Genomic DNA, 13,732 nt, shown 5'->3' with positions numbered 1-13,732 from the left:
TGAGAGGAGCCGGTCCGGTGTCAACGGCAGGCAGCGGGGCCAATCCCGGGGTGGACGAGCAGGTCGTGCGCGCGGTGCTGGCCGATGGAAGCGTCGTCACTGTTCGGTTCTTGGAGCGTGGGGACCTCGCTGAGCTCGAACACCTGCACGGCGCGCTGTCGGCCGAGGACCGCTACCTCCGGTTCTTCGGTGCACCTTCGGACGCCAGCATCAACAAGTTCCTGCGGGGTCTGGTGGAGCCCAGCGGTGCGCACGTGGTGGCGCTGGGGGCGTTCGAGGGGACGCGTCTGATCGGTGTGGGCCACTACGAGCTCGTGCTCCCGGAGGTGGCCGAGGTGGCCTTCGTGGTCGAGCACGCCCGGCATGCGCGCGGGGTGGCGACCCTGCTGCTGGAGCACCTGGTCGCTGTGGCTCGCCAGCGCGGCGTCCGGACGTTCGTCGCCGAGGTCCTGGCGGAGAACTCGGCCATGCTCCAGGTGCTGCGCGACAGCGGCCTGCCGCACGAGGCGCACCTGGACGGCTCCAGCTACCAGGTAAGGGCTGCGCTGGACGCCGGTGAGCCGTACCAGGCCAAGGTCGGCGACCGCGAGCGGATCGCGGACGTCGCCAGCCTGCGGCGAGTGCTCAGCCCGGCCTCGGTGGCGGTCATCGGCGCCGGACGCCGGCCCGCATCGGTAGGCAACGCTGTGCTGCGCAACATCGTTCACGGCGGGTACGGCGGAACGGTGCACGCGGTCAACCGCAGCGGTCGCGAGGTCCACGGCGTCGCTGCGGTGCGGTCGGTGGCTGACATCCCGGAACCTCCGGAACTCGCGGTGGTGTGCGTGCCGGCGGAGAGCGTTCCCACCGTTGCCGAGGAGTGCGGTCGGTGCGGTGTGCACGCGCTGGTGGTGGTGACGGCGGGGATCACCGGACTGCCGGATGTCGCCAACGGGCTGCTCACCGCGGTGCGACGTTGGGGAATGCGGCTGGTGGGGCCGAACTGCCTCGGGCTGGTCAACTCCGATCCGCAGGTCCGGTTGGACGCGACGTTCGGCGCAGCCGGGATCCCGGCAGGTGCGGTGGGCGTGGTCACGCAGTCCGGCGGAGTGGGGATCGCACTGCTGGAGCGGCTGGGTGCCGCCGGGCTGGGTGTGTCCACCCTGGTGTCCACAGGGGACAAGTACGACGTGAGCGGCAATGACATGCTGCTGTGGTGGGAGCGCGACGAGCGCACCCGGATCGGCGTCCTCTACCTGGAGTCCTTCGGCAACCCCCGCAAGTTCTCGTGGCTCGCGCGGCGGATCGGCCGGTCCAAGCCCTTGGTGGTCCTGCGCAGCGGCAGCAGTCCGATCGCTCAGCGCGCTGCCCTTTCGCACACCGCGGCGACCGCGACGCCCAGCAGCACCCGGGACGCGCTGCTGCGGCAGACCGGCGCTATCGGCGCCGACGACTGGGAAGAGCTCGTCGCGGTGCTCGGCCTGCTGAGCTGGCAACCGCTGCCCGCGGGGCCGCACGTGGCGGTGGTCAGCAACGCCGGCGGGCTGGGCGTTCTCGCCGCGGACGCCTGCGCGCGGGCTGGACTGGAGTTCGCGGATTTCCCGCAGGCACAACGAGAACTCGCGGATCTGCTGCCGGGGCAGGCCAGCGCGCGCAATCCGGTGGACACCACGGCGACCATCGACGCGGTCACCTTCGGGAGGAGCCTCGAGGTCGTCCTGCGGGATCCGGCTGTGCACGCACTCGTCGTGCCGGTCCTGCGCACCGCGATCGGCGACCCCGGCGACGCGGTCGCCGAAGCCGTGGCCCGAGCCCGTGCCGCCGGGTGCGACAAGCCCGTGCTGGTGGTGCGGCCGGGTCAGCAGGAATCGGTCCGGGCGCTGCCCGCCGGAACGTCGCAGGTCCCGGTGTTCGCCGATCCCGCGCTCGCAGCCAGGGCCTTGGCCGACGTCGTCGGATACGCGACCTGGCTGGCTCGGCCGCGTGGTGCGGTGCCGGACCTCGGCGGGATCGACGTCGGGGCTGCGCGCGCCGCGGTGGTCGCAGCGCTCGACGGGTCGCCCAGCGGTAGGTGGTTGGAGCCTGAGGAGGTGCAGGGTCTGCTCACCTCGTTCGGCCTGTCGGTGGTGCCCACCACGCTGTGCCGCACCGAAGCCGAAGCGCTCGCCGCGTTCGGCGAACTGGGCGGCAGCGTTGCGCTCAAGGTCAGAGCGGAGGGAGTTCTGCACAAGGGCCGGGCAGGCGGTGTGCTGCTCGGTGTGTCCACGGTCGCTGAGCTGCGCGCGGGGTGGACGCGCTTGCGCGAGCGCTTCGGGGCCGGCTTCGGCGGGGTGGTGCTGCAGCCGATGGTGGAACCGGGGCGGGAATTCCTCGTCGGCGTGCTCAGCGAACCCTCCTTCGGGCCGATGATCGTCTTCGGCATGGGGGGAACCGATACCGATCTGATCGCTGACCGCAGTCGTCGTCTGGTCCCGCTGACGACTCGTGATGCCTGCGAGATGCTCGATGAGCTGCGGGCCGCGCCCGGACTGTTCGGACCCGACGCCGACCGAGCGCTGGACACCGGCGCGGTGGTCGACGTGCTGCTGCGAACGGCGCGGTTGGCCGAGCTGGTGCCCGAGGTCGTCGAAGCCGACCTCAACCCGGTCATCGCCACCGGTAGCGGGGTGCGAATCCCGGACGCGCGGATTCGCTTGGAACCGCGCGTGCTGGGTGATCCCTTCCTCCGCGAACTAGGGGGTTGAGCTCGTGACCATCGCCTCTACCTGGCTGGAGATGGATGTCCGACCGTCAGGAGGGCCTCCCGGAATCGAGGCGAGGAGCGAGCACATGGGTGACAGGACTGACGAGACGCGGACGCATGCCTCCGATGTCGATACGGCGACGTGGGAGGTCACCGGGCGCTCGGTGACGATCGACGACTTCGCGCCGCGCTGCGACGCCGGTGTGGTCGAGCACGTGGTGACCGATGCTCCGCCGGAGGAGATGTACCGGGCGCTGCGGAACCTGGATCTGCTCGACATCCACTCGCGGATCGCGGACCTCGCCTGGCGGATCCGGGGACTGCCCGAACGGATCGAACGACACGTCCCGCCCCGGGAACCGACCAGGCTCACCTTCGACGACCTGTGCACCAGCGGCGAGTGGGTGCAGCTGGGAGAACAGCCAGGACGTGAGGTGGTCTTCGGCGCGGTGGGGAGGTTCTGGACGCCGATCGTGCGCATGGAGGAGGTCTCGGCGGAAGAGTTCGCGAAGTACGGCAAGCCGGGCCGAGGAAAGATCGTGACCGCGTTCTCGGTGCGCCCCTACGGCCGCGGCGGCAGCCTGGCGACCTACGACGTCCGCACCACGCTCAACGATCCGATCACCCGCCGGATCTTCACCCTGTACTGGCGCACGGTGCGGCCGTTCGTCAAGGCCATCATGCGCGCCACCCTCCGCACCGCGGCGAGACGAGCGGCTCGACCAGCAGTCGAGAGCGGTTGACGGATTCCCTCCCGCCGCTCGGCTTCGCACCGCGCGTCGCGGGTACCCGTGCAGCGGAAGAGGCGAAACCGAGGGGAGTGACGCGATGTCACGAAGAACGATCCCGTCGCAGGCGACGATGCGCGCGGCGCTCGCCCTGGCGTGCCGGGCCCCGTCGGTGCACAACAGCCAGCCGTGGAAGTGGAAGCTGGCCGAGCACTCGGCACACCTGTACCTGGACCCGTCGAGGCTCCTGCCGACGATCGACCCCACCGGGCGGGAGATGGTGATCAGCTGCGGCGCGATGCTGAACCACGCCCGCATCGCGTTCGCGGCCGAGGGCTGGCTGGCCCGGGTGCACCGGCTCCCGAACCCGGCGCAGCCAGAACACCTGGCGTCCATCGAATTCGCAGAACTGGCCGGGGTCGACCCCCACGTGGAGGCGCTGGCGGCAGCGGAATCGGAACGGCGCAGCGACCGGCGCCCGTTCCTGACCGACCCGGTCCCGCAGGAAGTCCTGGCACCGCTGCGGGAAGTGGCCCGGCTGGAGTCCTGCACACTCACCTTCGCGCTGGGGGACCGGGAGCGCCGGGAGCTGGAGCTGGCGATCGAGCACGCCGGGTCGGTGCAGCGTCGGCAACCCGAGTATCAGCAGGAACTCGCTGCTTGGGCGGGGCGGCACGCTTCCACCGAAGGGATTCCGGCGCGCAGCCTGCCCGCCGAACACCTGCGCGGCATGCCCGAGCGGGACTTCGCACTGGTGGCGGAGGGGGAACTGCCGGTGCCGGTCCTGGACGACGGTGCGGTGCTGGCGGTGCTGTCGACCCGCGGCGACACCTTCGACGACTGGCTGGCCACCGGCGAGGCGCTGAGCGCGGTGTTGCTCAGCGCGACTGAACAGCGCCTGGCGACGTGCACCTTGAGCCAGATCGGCGAGGTCGCCGACTCCCGCAACGAGGTCCGGAAGGAGGTCCTCGGTGGAAGCGGCTGGCCGCAGCTGGCCGTCCGCGTCGGCTGGCCGGTGACCCACGAGTTCCCCGGACCGCTCACCCCGCGCCGCCCGCTGTCGGAAGTGGTCGCGCCGCTGTTCCCGCGGGACTGAGGGATCAGAGCCGGGTCCGGGCCGCCTCCAGCAGGATCTTTCGTTCGGCCAGGTCCACGGCCTGGCGCACGGCGGGCACCGCGTCGGCGTTGACCGAGATGGACGTGATGCCCAGTCGGACCAGGTGCTCGGCGAACGCCGGGTCGTTGGACGGCGCCTGCCCGCACAGCGATGAGGTGATGCCGGCCCGGCGAGCTGCGCCGATGATGGTGCCGATGGCGTCCAGCACCGCCGGGTCGGACTCGTCGAACAGCGGCGCGCACACCTCGGAGTCGCGGTCGACGCCGAGGACGAGCTGGGTGAGGTCGTTGCTGCCGATGGAGACCCCGTCGATGCCCATGCGCGCGTACTCGGGCAACCAGTGCTGCACGGAGGGCACTTCGGCCATGACCCACCGGTGCAGCCCGTCGGAGCTCCCGAGCGGGCTGCGGTCGATCTCCTCCAGGCACTTCTGCAGTTCCCACCGGGTCCGCACGAACGGGATCATCAGGTGCAGGTTGGCGCTCTGCTCCCGCACCTGGGCGAGAGCGGCGAGTTCGACCCGGAACAACGACGGATCGCGCACGTAGCGGTAGCAGCCGCGGTACCCGATCATCGGGTTGTCCTCGGCCGGTTCGAACTCGTCCCCGCCGGTGAGGTGGCGGAACTCGTTGCTGCGGAAGTCCGCGGCGCGGTAGACGACCGGCCGGGGGAAGAACGCCTTCGCGATGGTGGACAGCGCTTCTGCGATCGCCGCGGTCACCTCGGCTTCCCGCCCTGCGGCGAGCATGCGGCCGGGGTGTTCACCGCTGAGCGCCTCGGTGAGCAGGAATTCCGCTCGCAGCAGCCCCACTCCGTCGACGGGCAGCGCAGCCGCTCGTTCAGCCTGGTCGGGCATCGCGAGGTTGAGGTAGATCCGAGTGACCGGGGAAGGCGTGGACCCCGCGGGGAGCCGAGCCACCTCGGTGAGTTGGCGGGGCGCGCTGACGGTGCCTTCTGCGACGGTGCCCTTCGCACCGTCCACAGTGACCTGCATGCCGTCGCGGAGAGCCGTGGTGGCCGTGCGGGTGCCCACCACGCACGGCAGTCCCAGTTCCCGGGCGACGATCGCCGCGTGGCAGGTCATCCCGCCGCTGTCGGTGACCAGCGCGGCCGCCTTGCGGATGGCGGGCAACCAGTCCGGTGCGGTCATGGGCGCGACCAGCACCTCGCCGCGCACCAGTGCTCCGGCCTCGGTGGGCGATTGCATCACCCGGACCGCGCCCGAAGCGGTGCCGTAGGACGCGCCGAGCCCGGACACGATGATCGAACCCGACTCGGCGGGCGGGCGATGCCGGAGAGTGGTGATCGGGCGGGACTGCACCAGCCACCACGTGCCGTCGGCGATCGCCCACTCCACGTCCTGCGGGCTTCGGTAGTGGTGCTCCACCCGGGCCAGCAGGCGCGTGAGGTCGGTGATCTCACCGTCGCTGAGCACCCGTTGATCGCTCTCCTCCGGCGCCACCGCGACCCGGGCCTGCCGACCACCGGTCTCGCGCACGATTTTGAAGTCCTTGCGGCCGACGTTGACGTGCTGCAGCCGGGCGTCGGTCTTGCGGACCGTGTAGGTGTCGGGCTCCACGGCACCGCTGACGACGGATTCGCCGAGTCCGAACCCGGCCTCCACCAGCACCTCGTCGTCCGCCCCGCTCGCCGGGTTGGCGGTGAACGCCACGCCGGACCGGTCCGCGTCCACCATTCGCTGCACGATGACCGCCATCGCCGGGGTCTCGTGCACGCCCTGCGCCGTGCGGTAGACGATCGCTCGCGGGCTGAACAGCGACGCCCAGCAGTCGACCACCCGAGCTGCCAGCTCGTCGGAGCCGGAAACGTTGGTGAAGCTCTCGTTGACACCGGCGAAGGACACCTCCGGAGCGTCCTCCGCGGTGGCCGACGACCGCACTGCGACCCGGCAGTCGCCATCGAGCTCGGCGTACGCCTCCAGCAGAGCCGCGCGCACCGGTCCCGCCAACCCGGCTTGGTGCACCGAACGCTGCAGCCGAGCGCAGCATTCGCCGAGTGCGTCGGGTTCGTCGACGGCATCGCACGCCTCGGCCAGCAGCCGGTCGAGTTCCGGCTGCGCGCCGGCCTCCGACATGCAAGCGCGGTAAGCGTCGGCGGTCACGGCGAATCCCGGCGGCACCGGGAATCCCGCGGAGGTGAGCTCACCGAGGTTCGCCCCCTTGCCCCCTGCCAACGGCACGTCCGCCAGACCGAGTTCAGCGAGCCAGCGAATCCACGACATGCCCACCTCGCAACCAACTGGTTCCCCCGCGGCATCACGGGTTCGTTCTTCGCACGGCGTTCAACTTCAGGTGGTGGGGGAGGCGGTGCTCCAGGTGAGCGTCCGGGCCGGGGAAGAACAAGCTCACCTTGCCGTCATCGAGCCAGTGCACCCGGTAGGGTTCGCTGCCTCCCGGACCGCATGCCTCGATGATCTGCCCCCGGCGGCGATGACCACCGAGGTGAACTGCCTCGATGATCAGCCAGTCGCCCACTTCCGCATGCATGCCAGGTCCCCTCCGCAAGTCTCGCACTTGCAAGCGAGCCCGAACGAGAGCCGAAGGGCTCCTGAAGTCACGGCCCGGTGCTGCCGAGCGAAACCCTCGATCGTGCAATTCACGAGTCCCTGCTTGCCGGATGCAGCCGGAGCCCGTCCAGCAGATGCACCGCCCCTGCCGTGATCGTGGATTCAGAGCCGATCGTGCGGCCGGTGGTGGTAGTGGAGTTCGGTGGCGATCACAGCTGCTTGCGTTCGCCGTCCGACCCCCAGCTTGCCCAGCAAGCGGGAGACGTAGTTCTTGACGGTCTTCTCCGCCAGGAACATCCGTTCCGCGATCTGCCTGTTGGTCAGGCCTTGCCCGATCAGATCGAGGAGAACGCGTTCCTGGCCGGTCAGGCCGGGCAGCTCGGCCGACTCGTCCAGCTTCGCTTGCAGCTGCCTCACCAGTGCCCCCGTCGCCCGCGCGTCCAGGAGGCGTCCGCCTGCGCCCGCGGTGCGCACGGCTGTGACCAGCTTCGTGTCCTTGATGTCCTTGAGCAGGTAGCCGGCGGCCCCGGCGAGAAGCGCATCGAGCTTGGCCTGCTCGTCGGTATGGGCGGTCAGCATCAGGCAGTTCACCGCCGGCATTCGAGAGCGCAACTCCCGGCACAGCTCGACCCCACTGCCGTCCGGCAGCCGTACGTCCAGCACCACCACCTTCGGTCGCAGCGGCGGGATCCGGGCCAGCGCCTCCCGGACCGATGCCGCCTGCCCGATCACGGTGAGATCGTCCTCCGCCTCCAGAAGGTCGGCCACACCGACCCGGGCGATCTCGTGATCATCCACCAAGAAAACCGTGATCCCACCGCTCCCGGCGAGGTCTTCACTGGTCATGGTGTCAGCGTAAAACCACTGCGCGCCGCACTCATCCTGGAAACAAACCCAGCTCCGGCGAACTCTGCAAATTCTCCACGGTTCTCGCGGCGGGCACGTGTGCGACTCCGCTCCGCGCAACCACTTCCGACCGGCCCGGTTGCTGAGTTCGATCGGGTTCGCCGCAGTTCCCGGTGATCATCACGTGAGCTTGATGTTCCAGTTCGCAGTCCATGGCCGGGTGTCACTGCCCGCCTTTCTGGATGTAGGAGCGAACGAATTCGTCGGCGTTGTCTTCGAGAACGTCATCGATTTCCTCCAGGAGAGATTCGGTGGCGCCGTCGAGCTCGTGGCGGCGGTCCGCACCTCGTGGAGCGGGGGCGGGTGGGTCGTCGTCGTGGTCGACGTGCTTGCGGTTCTTCTCCTGTCGCATTGCGCCACCTCCTGCGGTCGGTGCCCCGTTCTCCGTTTCGGATGCGTCGAGAGCAACGCGTTCACAAGAATTTGAAGAGGCTGCAGACCTGGCATAGGGGCGTTCGGCCCTTCTCCGGCGATCCGGTGAGACCTTAGATGGCAAGTGGCGGTCGACCGCGCGCTCGAGTCGGGTGATCGCTTTCTCGACGGGAGCGGAGTTGCAAGCTTGGTGGTGAGTACTGTGCGGTCACGTGCCGCGTCGGACGACGCCCTCTTGTTCGACGGCAACTGGGCGGACATCGTGAGCGAAGCCGAGGCAGCCGGACGCGCCGTCGCAGGGCTGTTCGAAGCAAGGGGCGAGTTGACCGATCTGGGGCGAACCGTGCGGGTCGAGGTCGAGGTCGGTCCTCCTGGGAGTCCTTTGGTGGCGTGGCTGTTGTGCACAGGACGGGCGCGCTGCTCGAGCTCCGGCATGGCAGTGGTTCCCACCGACGTCGAGATCCCGGATGCCGACTGGGCAACGGCTCTGCAGATGCCGGCCGCATACGGGGAAGCTTTCTGCGCCGTGCTGACCGAAGAAGCCGGGGCAATGGCAGTGAGCCACGTCGTCCTCGCCGCGGAGCCGATCGACGTACCAGAACCTCGACAGCGGACTCGGGCGACGAGCGCTGAACCGCGTCTGTGACTGTGCGCGCGAGAGCCGAATGGTGATCGTGCTTCGAGCGCCGCATCTCGTCGGGGGAAGGAACCTTCGGCCAAGCCGCAGGGTTGACCCGGGACCGGTTCACCGGTCACCTCACACCGGCCAGGCGAAACCGTCGCTTTCACTGAACCATCTCGGACGGCTGCGCAGGACTGCTCTACCTGGGTACACAACTGGTGGCGACAACCCGGTCGCACTGGCCCAGGCGGCACTGCTTGGTGGAAAAGATGGGGTGGTCGTGTCATGACGCCGGAACAGGGCTTGCCGGTGCTGGTGGGGGTGGACGGTTCAGAGCAGTCTTCGGTGGCCGCGCTGTGGGCCAGCGAGGAAGCCGACCTCCGGGATGCACCGCTCCGGCTGGTGGCGGTGGCGCAGCAGGGGGCGGATGAGGAGGCGTGGGAGTTCCTGTCGGATGCGGCGGATCGGTGCCGAAGCGAGCGCCCGCGCGCGGAGATCTTCGAGGAGATCAGGCACGGCCGTCCCATCGAGGAGCTCATCTGGGTCTCCGATGGTGCGCAGCTGCTCGTGATCGGATCGCGGGGGCGCGGGCGCGTCGCTGAAGCGGTGCTCGGGTCGGTGAGCACTGCAGTTGCGATGCACGCCCGATGCCCGGTGGTGGTCGTTCGCGACGCTCGCAGCAGCTTCAGACCCGGACCTGTTGTGGTGGGGGTGGACGGTTCCGAGCCGAGCCGGGCTGCCCTGCGCTTCGCCTTCGAGGCCGCTGCCGCGCGGCGGAAGGAACTGGTGGCGGTGCGGGTGTGGCGGCCGATCTTCGCCGAGTACTCCTGGATGGACAGCCCGTCGGGTGCGTCCTGGTTCAGCTTGGAAGACGCGCAGCGCGAACTGGCCGACGAACTCGGGGAGTGGCGTGAGAAGTACCCGGGCGTCGAGGTCCGCGGTGACGTCCGCTTCGGGCATCCGGTGGAGGAACTGGTCTCCGCCGCGCTGCACAGCCAGCTGCTCGTGGTCGGGCACCGCGGTATCGGCGGGTTCGAGCGCCTGCTGCTCGGCTCGGTGGCCAACGGCGTGCTGCACCACGTCGACAGCCCGGTAGCGATCGTCCGAGGGTTCCACGCCGTGTGAGTCGAGGATCTGCTGGAGGTGCGACATGCCGTTCGGTGATCGCAGGGACGCGGGGTGGCGGCTGGCCGAGCGGCTGCGGCACCTGCGAGATGAGGACGTGGTGGTGCTCGGCCTGCCGCGAGGTGGGGTTCCGGTGGCCTTCGAGGTGGCTCGTGCGTTGGATGCCCCGCTCGACGTGATCGTCGTGCGCAGGCTCGGTGTCGCGGCCCACCCCGAGCTGGGCATGGGCGCGATCGGTGAAGGCGACGTGCGCGTGATCGACGATGAGGTGATGTGGCGAACCGGTGTCCAGCCCGGCGAGCTCGCGGAGATCGAGCGTCGAGAACGTGGCGAACTGGACCGGTGGGCGCAGCTGTACCGGGGAAATCGCGCGCGGATGGACCTCTCGGGGCGAACGGCGCTCATCGTCGACGATGGGATCGCCTCCGGCTCGACAGCGGCGGTGGCCTGCCGGGTGGCCCGTGCACAGGGCGCCGCGCGAGTGGTGCTGGCGGTTCCGGTGGGGCCTCCCGGTGCACTGAAGCGGTTGCGGGAGTCCGTGGACGAACTGGTGTGCCTGGAAGCACCGGAGGACTTCCGGGAGATCGGTGAGCGGTACGCGGATTTCACCCCGGTTTCGGAAGCGGGGGTCGTCGAGCTGCTCGACCTGGTCTCCCAGGCACACCCCGCGGCTCGTCGCGCGGAGCCGGGCGAAACCGTGCGCGATGCCTGATCGGGGACAGCTCGTGACCATCTTCCCTGGCAGGCGGGTGTTCGGACGCGCGATCGTCGTGCGCGGTGGCCGACGATGGGGGCGAGCCGTGGTCCTTACCGAAGTGAAGCAACTCCTGGTGGGAGACGACGTTGCGGTCGAACGGCCCAGCGGACCGGGGAAGTAGCCGAGTGGCACCTCCGCGTCACACCCGGCTTTCCGGTCGATCTCCGGCATCGCCGGAGGTGGATCCGCGTGAGTCGACTGCGCGTCTGCTCCGGGACCTGCGGACCAGCACAGGGGGACTCACCGGGAGGGAAGCACAGCGACGGCTTGAGGTGCACGGACCCAATGCGCTGCCGCTGCGCAAAGCGCAGCAGTGGCCGGTGGCGTTGCTGAAGCAGCTCACCCATCCGCTCGCACTGCTGCTCTGGGTCGCCGCGGTGCTGGCCTGGATCGCCGGCACTCGCGAGCTGGCCTGGGCCATCGTGGCGGTGGTCGTGCTGAACGCGGCGCTGGCGTTCTGGCAGGAGGAACAGGCCGAGCACGCCGTTGAAGCGCTCGGCGAGTACCTGCCGCAGCACTCCGAGGTCCGGCGCGACGGCCGTGCTTCGTCGGTGCTGGCAGCCGATCTCGTGCCAGGCGATGTGCTGCTGCTCGGAGAGGGCGATCGGGTACCAGCGGACGCCCGGCTGCTCAGCGGTGCGCTGGAGATCGACGCCTCCGCGCTGACCGGCGAATCCAGCCCGGTGGAAAGAGCAGCGGATCTCCCCGACACCGCGAGTCGGCCGGTCGACTCCCCGGTTCTGGTCTTCAGCGGCACCGTCTGCACCGGTGGCGCGGCTGAGGCAGTCGTCCACGCGACCGGCCGGCACACCGAGCTCGGCCGCATCGCCACCCTGTCAGCCCGGGTGAGGTTGGCGGAAAGCCCGCTGGAGCACCAGGTGCGGCGGGTGGCTTGGCTGATCGCGGCTGTGGCCACCGGTGCTGCCGCGGTGTTCTTGCCGCTCGGGGTGCTGGCCGGATTGAGCTGGACCCAGGCGTTCCTGTTCGCCATCGGCCTGCTCGTCGCCAACGTTCCCGAGGGGCTGCTGCCCACGATCACCCTCGCGCTCGCCGCCGGGGTTCGAGGCATGGCCCGGCGCGGTGCGCTGGTCAAACGCCTGTCGGCGGTGGAGACGTTGGGCTCCACCGCGGTCATCTGCACCGACAAGACCGGAACCTTGACCCGCAACGTCATGCGGGTGGCAGAAGCGCGGGATGGCCTCGGTTCGCTCACCTCGACCGACCCCGATCTCACCGCGGCGCTGGCTCGGTGCACGACTGCGGACCCACGTGCCGGAGCCGGGGACCCGATGGAGCTGGCGCTGCTGGTGTTCGCGGAGTCATCCGGGCTCGGGCTGACTCCCGAGGTGCGGCACTCCCAGCGGGTCAGGCTGTTCCGCTTCGACCCGCACCTGAAGCGAATGACCACTGTGGACCGGGTCGGCGACGGATTCCGGGCGAATGTCAAAGGCGCACCCGAGGAACTTCTCACCCGGTGCACCAGCGCGTTGTCCGACGCAGGTGTCGAGCAGACCCTGACCGATCGGGAACGTGCCCGGCTGGCCGCCGTCGTGGACGGCATGGCCGATCGCGGGCTGCGGGTGCTGGCCGTGGCCGGCCGGGCCTTCGACCACCCGCCGGAGGACCGGACTGTCGTCGAGTCGCAGCTGTGCCTGCTCGGCGTGGTGGGGCTGATCGACCCACCACGCGCGGAGGTGGCGGCTGCGGTTGCGGCGTGCCACTCGGCGGGGATCCGGGTGCACGTGGCCACCGGCGACAACGGGCGCACAGCGGCGGCGATCGCTCAGCAGGTCGGCATCGGTGCTGATCACGTGGTCGACGGGCCTGCGTTGGACGCGATGCCCGAGACCGACCTCGACGCGCTGCTGACCAGTGGGCAGGAGATCGTGTTCTGCCGGGCCGCGCCCGAGAGCAAGCTGCGCATCGCCGATGCCCTGCACCACTGCGGGCAGGTGGTCGCCATGACCGGCGACGGTGTCAACGACGCGCCTGCCCTGCGGCGAGCCGATCTCGGTGTCGCGATGGGTGCCAGAGGGACGGACGTAGCTCGTGAGGCGGCCACCATCGTGCTCACCGACGACAACTTCGCCACCATCGTCAGCGGTGTCGAGGAAGGCCGCCGGGTCTACGACAACGTGCGCAAGTTCATCCTCTACATCTTCGCCCACGCAGTGCCCGAAGTGCTGCCGTTCCTGATCTTCGCGCTGTCCGGCGGCGCTGTTCCGCTGCCCCTGACGGTGCTGCAGATCCTGGCGATCGACCTGGGCACCGAGACGCTGCCCGCCCTGGCGCTGGGGCGGGAACGCGCTGAGCCCGGTCTGATGAACCGCCCACCGCGGCAACGAACGGAGAGCGTGGTCACGGGGCGTCTGCTGCTGCGGGCGTGGGGGATCATGGGCGTGGTCTCGGGGATCCTCGTCCTCCTCGGGTTCTTCGCGGTCCTGCTGGCAGCCGGGTGGCGGCCGGGCGCGGACGTGGTCGGCGACCCGGTGTTGCATCACGCGTACCTGCAAGCGACCACGGTGACCTTCCTCGGCGTCGTCTTCTGCCAGATCGGCACCGCGATGGCCTCGCGGACCCAGTACGCCGCACTCCGCGACGTCGGGGTGACCAGCAACAAGCTGCTGCTCGGCGGCTGTGCGTTCGAGTTGGCCTTCGCGGCCGCGCTCGTCTACCTGCCCGCGCTGCAGGCGGTGTTCGGCACCGCGCCACCTCCGGTGTGGGCGTTCGCGCTGCTGGCGCCGTTCCCCGCCCTGGTGTGGGCCGCCGATGAGCTCTACCGCGCCCGGGGTCGGGCGCGGTCTCCCCGTGTCTTCGATGACGAAATGCCCTGATCGCACCCTGCCGGAACCCCGA

11 protein-coding genes are annotated in these 13,732 nt (G+C 69.9%); 7 read left to right on the top strand and 4 right to left on the bottom strand.

Annotated elements, in window-relative coordinates:
- Nucleotides 1–17 precede the first annotated feature (17 nt).
- The 3 genes from OU416_RS09615 to OU416_RS09605 all read left to right on the top strand — a co-directional run bounded on the left by OU416_RS09615 (nucleotide 18) and on the right by OU416_RS09605 (nucleotide 4,546).
- Nucleotides 18–2,723 carry a bifunctional acetate--CoA ligase family protein/GNAT family N-acetyltransferase gene (locus OU416_RS09615; RefSeq protein ID WP_270926519.1) on the top strand — a complete coding sequence of 902 codons (2,706 nt, stop codon included), beginning with the start codon at nucleotides 18–20 and terminating at the stop codon, nucleotides 2,721–2,723.
- Between the two features lie 85 nt (nucleotides 2,724–2,808).
- Nucleotides 2,809–3,465: a hypothetical protein gene (locus tag OU416_RS09610; RefSeq protein WP_270926518.1), complete on the top strand. Its 657-nt coding sequence runs from the start codon at nucleotides 2,809–2,811 to the stop codon at nucleotides 3,463–3,465.
- An 85-nt stretch (nucleotides 3,466–3,550) separates the two neighbouring features.
- Nucleotides 3,551–4,546 carry an Acg family FMN-binding oxidoreductase gene (locus OU416_RS09605; protein WP_270926517.1) on the top strand — a complete coding sequence of 332 codons (996 nt, stop codon included), beginning with the start codon at nucleotides 3,551–3,553 and terminating at the stop codon, nucleotides 4,544–4,546.
- Nucleotides 4,547–4,550: 4 nt separating this feature from the next.
- Here the strand turns inward: OU416_RS09605 and ppsA are convergent, their stop codons facing one another.
- The 4 genes from ppsA to OU416_RS09585 form a co-directional block, all read right to left on the bottom strand.
- Nucleotides 4,551–6,809, bottom strand: a complete 2,259-nt coding sequence (ppsA, locus tag OU416_RS09600; protein ID WP_270926516.1) for a phosphoenolpyruvate synthase — start codon at nucleotides 6,807–6,809, stop codon at nucleotides 4,551–4,553.
- 34 nt (nucleotides 6,810–6,843) lie between these two features.
- The gene (locus tag OU416_RS09595; RefSeq protein WP_270926515.1) at nucleotides 6,844–7,074 is read right to left on the bottom strand and encodes a DUF1918 domain-containing protein; all 231 of its coding nucleotides are present in this window, start codon (nucleotides 7,072–7,074) and stop codon (nucleotides 6,844–6,846) included.
- Between the two features lie 182 nt (nucleotides 7,075–7,256).
- The gene (locus tag OU416_RS09590; protein WP_270926514.1) at nucleotides 7,257–7,940 is read right to left on the bottom strand and encodes a response regulator; all 684 of its coding nucleotides are present in this window, start codon (nucleotides 7,938–7,940) and stop codon (nucleotides 7,257–7,259) included.
- A gap of 223 nt (nucleotides 7,941–8,163) precedes the next feature.
- Nucleotides 8,164–8,352, bottom strand: a complete 189-nt coding sequence (locus OU416_RS09585) for a ubiquitin-like protein Pup (protein WP_270926513.1) — start codon at nucleotides 8,350–8,352, stop codon at nucleotides 8,164–8,166.
- Between the two features lie 144 nt (nucleotides 8,353–8,496).
- Here OU416_RS09585 and OU416_RS09580 point away from each other — a divergent pair, with 144 nt between their 5' ends.
- From OU416_RS09580 to OU416_RS09565, 4 genes are all read left to right on the top strand, one after another.
- On the top strand, nucleotides 8,497–9,018 hold the full coding sequence (locus tag OU416_RS09580; protein ID WP_270926512.1) for a hypothetical protein: 522 nt from the start codon (nucleotides 8,497–8,499) through the stop codon (nucleotides 9,016–9,018).
- Nucleotides 9,019–9,279: 261 nt separating this feature from the next.
- On the top strand, nucleotides 9,280–10,119 hold the full coding sequence (locus OU416_RS09575; protein ID WP_270926511.1) for a universal stress protein: 840 nt from the start codon (nucleotides 9,280–9,282) through the stop codon (nucleotides 10,117–10,119).
- A gap of 25 nt (nucleotides 10,120–10,144) precedes the next feature.
- Complete coding sequence (locus tag OU416_RS09570) at nucleotides 10,145–10,831, top strand: phosphoribosyltransferase (protein WP_270926510.1); 687 nt, start codon at nucleotides 10,145–10,147, stop codon at nucleotides 10,829–10,831.
- A 170-nt stretch (nucleotides 10,832–11,001) separates the two neighbouring features.
- Nucleotides 11,002–13,710 carry a cation-translocating P-type ATPase gene (locus tag OU416_RS09565; protein WP_270926509.1) on the top strand — a complete coding sequence of 903 codons (2,709 nt, stop codon included), beginning with the start codon at nucleotides 11,002–11,004 and terminating at the stop codon, nucleotides 13,708–13,710.
- Nucleotides 13,711–13,732 lie beyond the last annotated feature (22 nt).

Source organism: Saccharopolyspora indica, assembly GCF_027853965.1.
Classification (GTDB): domain Bacteria; phylum Actinomycetota; class Actinomycetes; order Mycobacteriales; family Pseudonocardiaceae; genus Saccharopolyspora; species Saccharopolyspora indica.
This window is presented reverse-complemented; position numbering and strand designations above follow the sequence as displayed.

Excerpts from the sequence above, each read along its gene's own strand:
- OU416_RS09610 (WP_270926518.1), top strand. The coding sequence starts at position 2,809 with ATGGGTGACAGGACTGACGAGACGCGGACGCATGCCTCCGATGTCGAT.
- OU416_RS09605 (WP_270926517.1), top strand. The coding sequence starts at position 3,551 with ATGTCACGAAGAACGATCCCGTCGCAGGCGACGATGCGCGCGGCGCTC.
- ppsA (WP_270926516.1), bottom strand. The coding sequence starts at position 6,809 with ATGTCGTGGATTCGCTGGCTCGCTGAACTCGGTCTGGCGGACGTGCCG.
- OU416_RS09595 (WP_270926515.1), bottom strand. The coding sequence starts at position 7,074 with ATGCATGCGGAAGTGGGCGACTGGCTGATCATCGAGGCAGTTCACCTC.
- OU416_RS09590 (WP_270926514.1), bottom strand. The coding sequence starts at position 7,940 with ATGACCAGTGAAGACCTCGCCGGGAGCGGTGGGATCACGGTTTTCTTG.
- OU416_RS09585 (WP_270926513.1), bottom strand. The coding sequence starts at position 8,352 with ATGCGACAGGAGAAGAACCGCAAGCACGTCGACCACGACGACGACCCA.
- OU416_RS09575 (WP_270926511.1), top strand. The coding sequence starts at position 9,280 with ATGACGCCGGAACAGGGCTTGCCGGTGCTGGTGGGGGTGGACGGTTCA.
- OU416_RS09570 (WP_270926510.1), top strand. The coding sequence starts at position 10,145 with ATGCCGTTCGGTGATCGCAGGGACGCGGGGTGGCGGCTGGCCGAGCGG.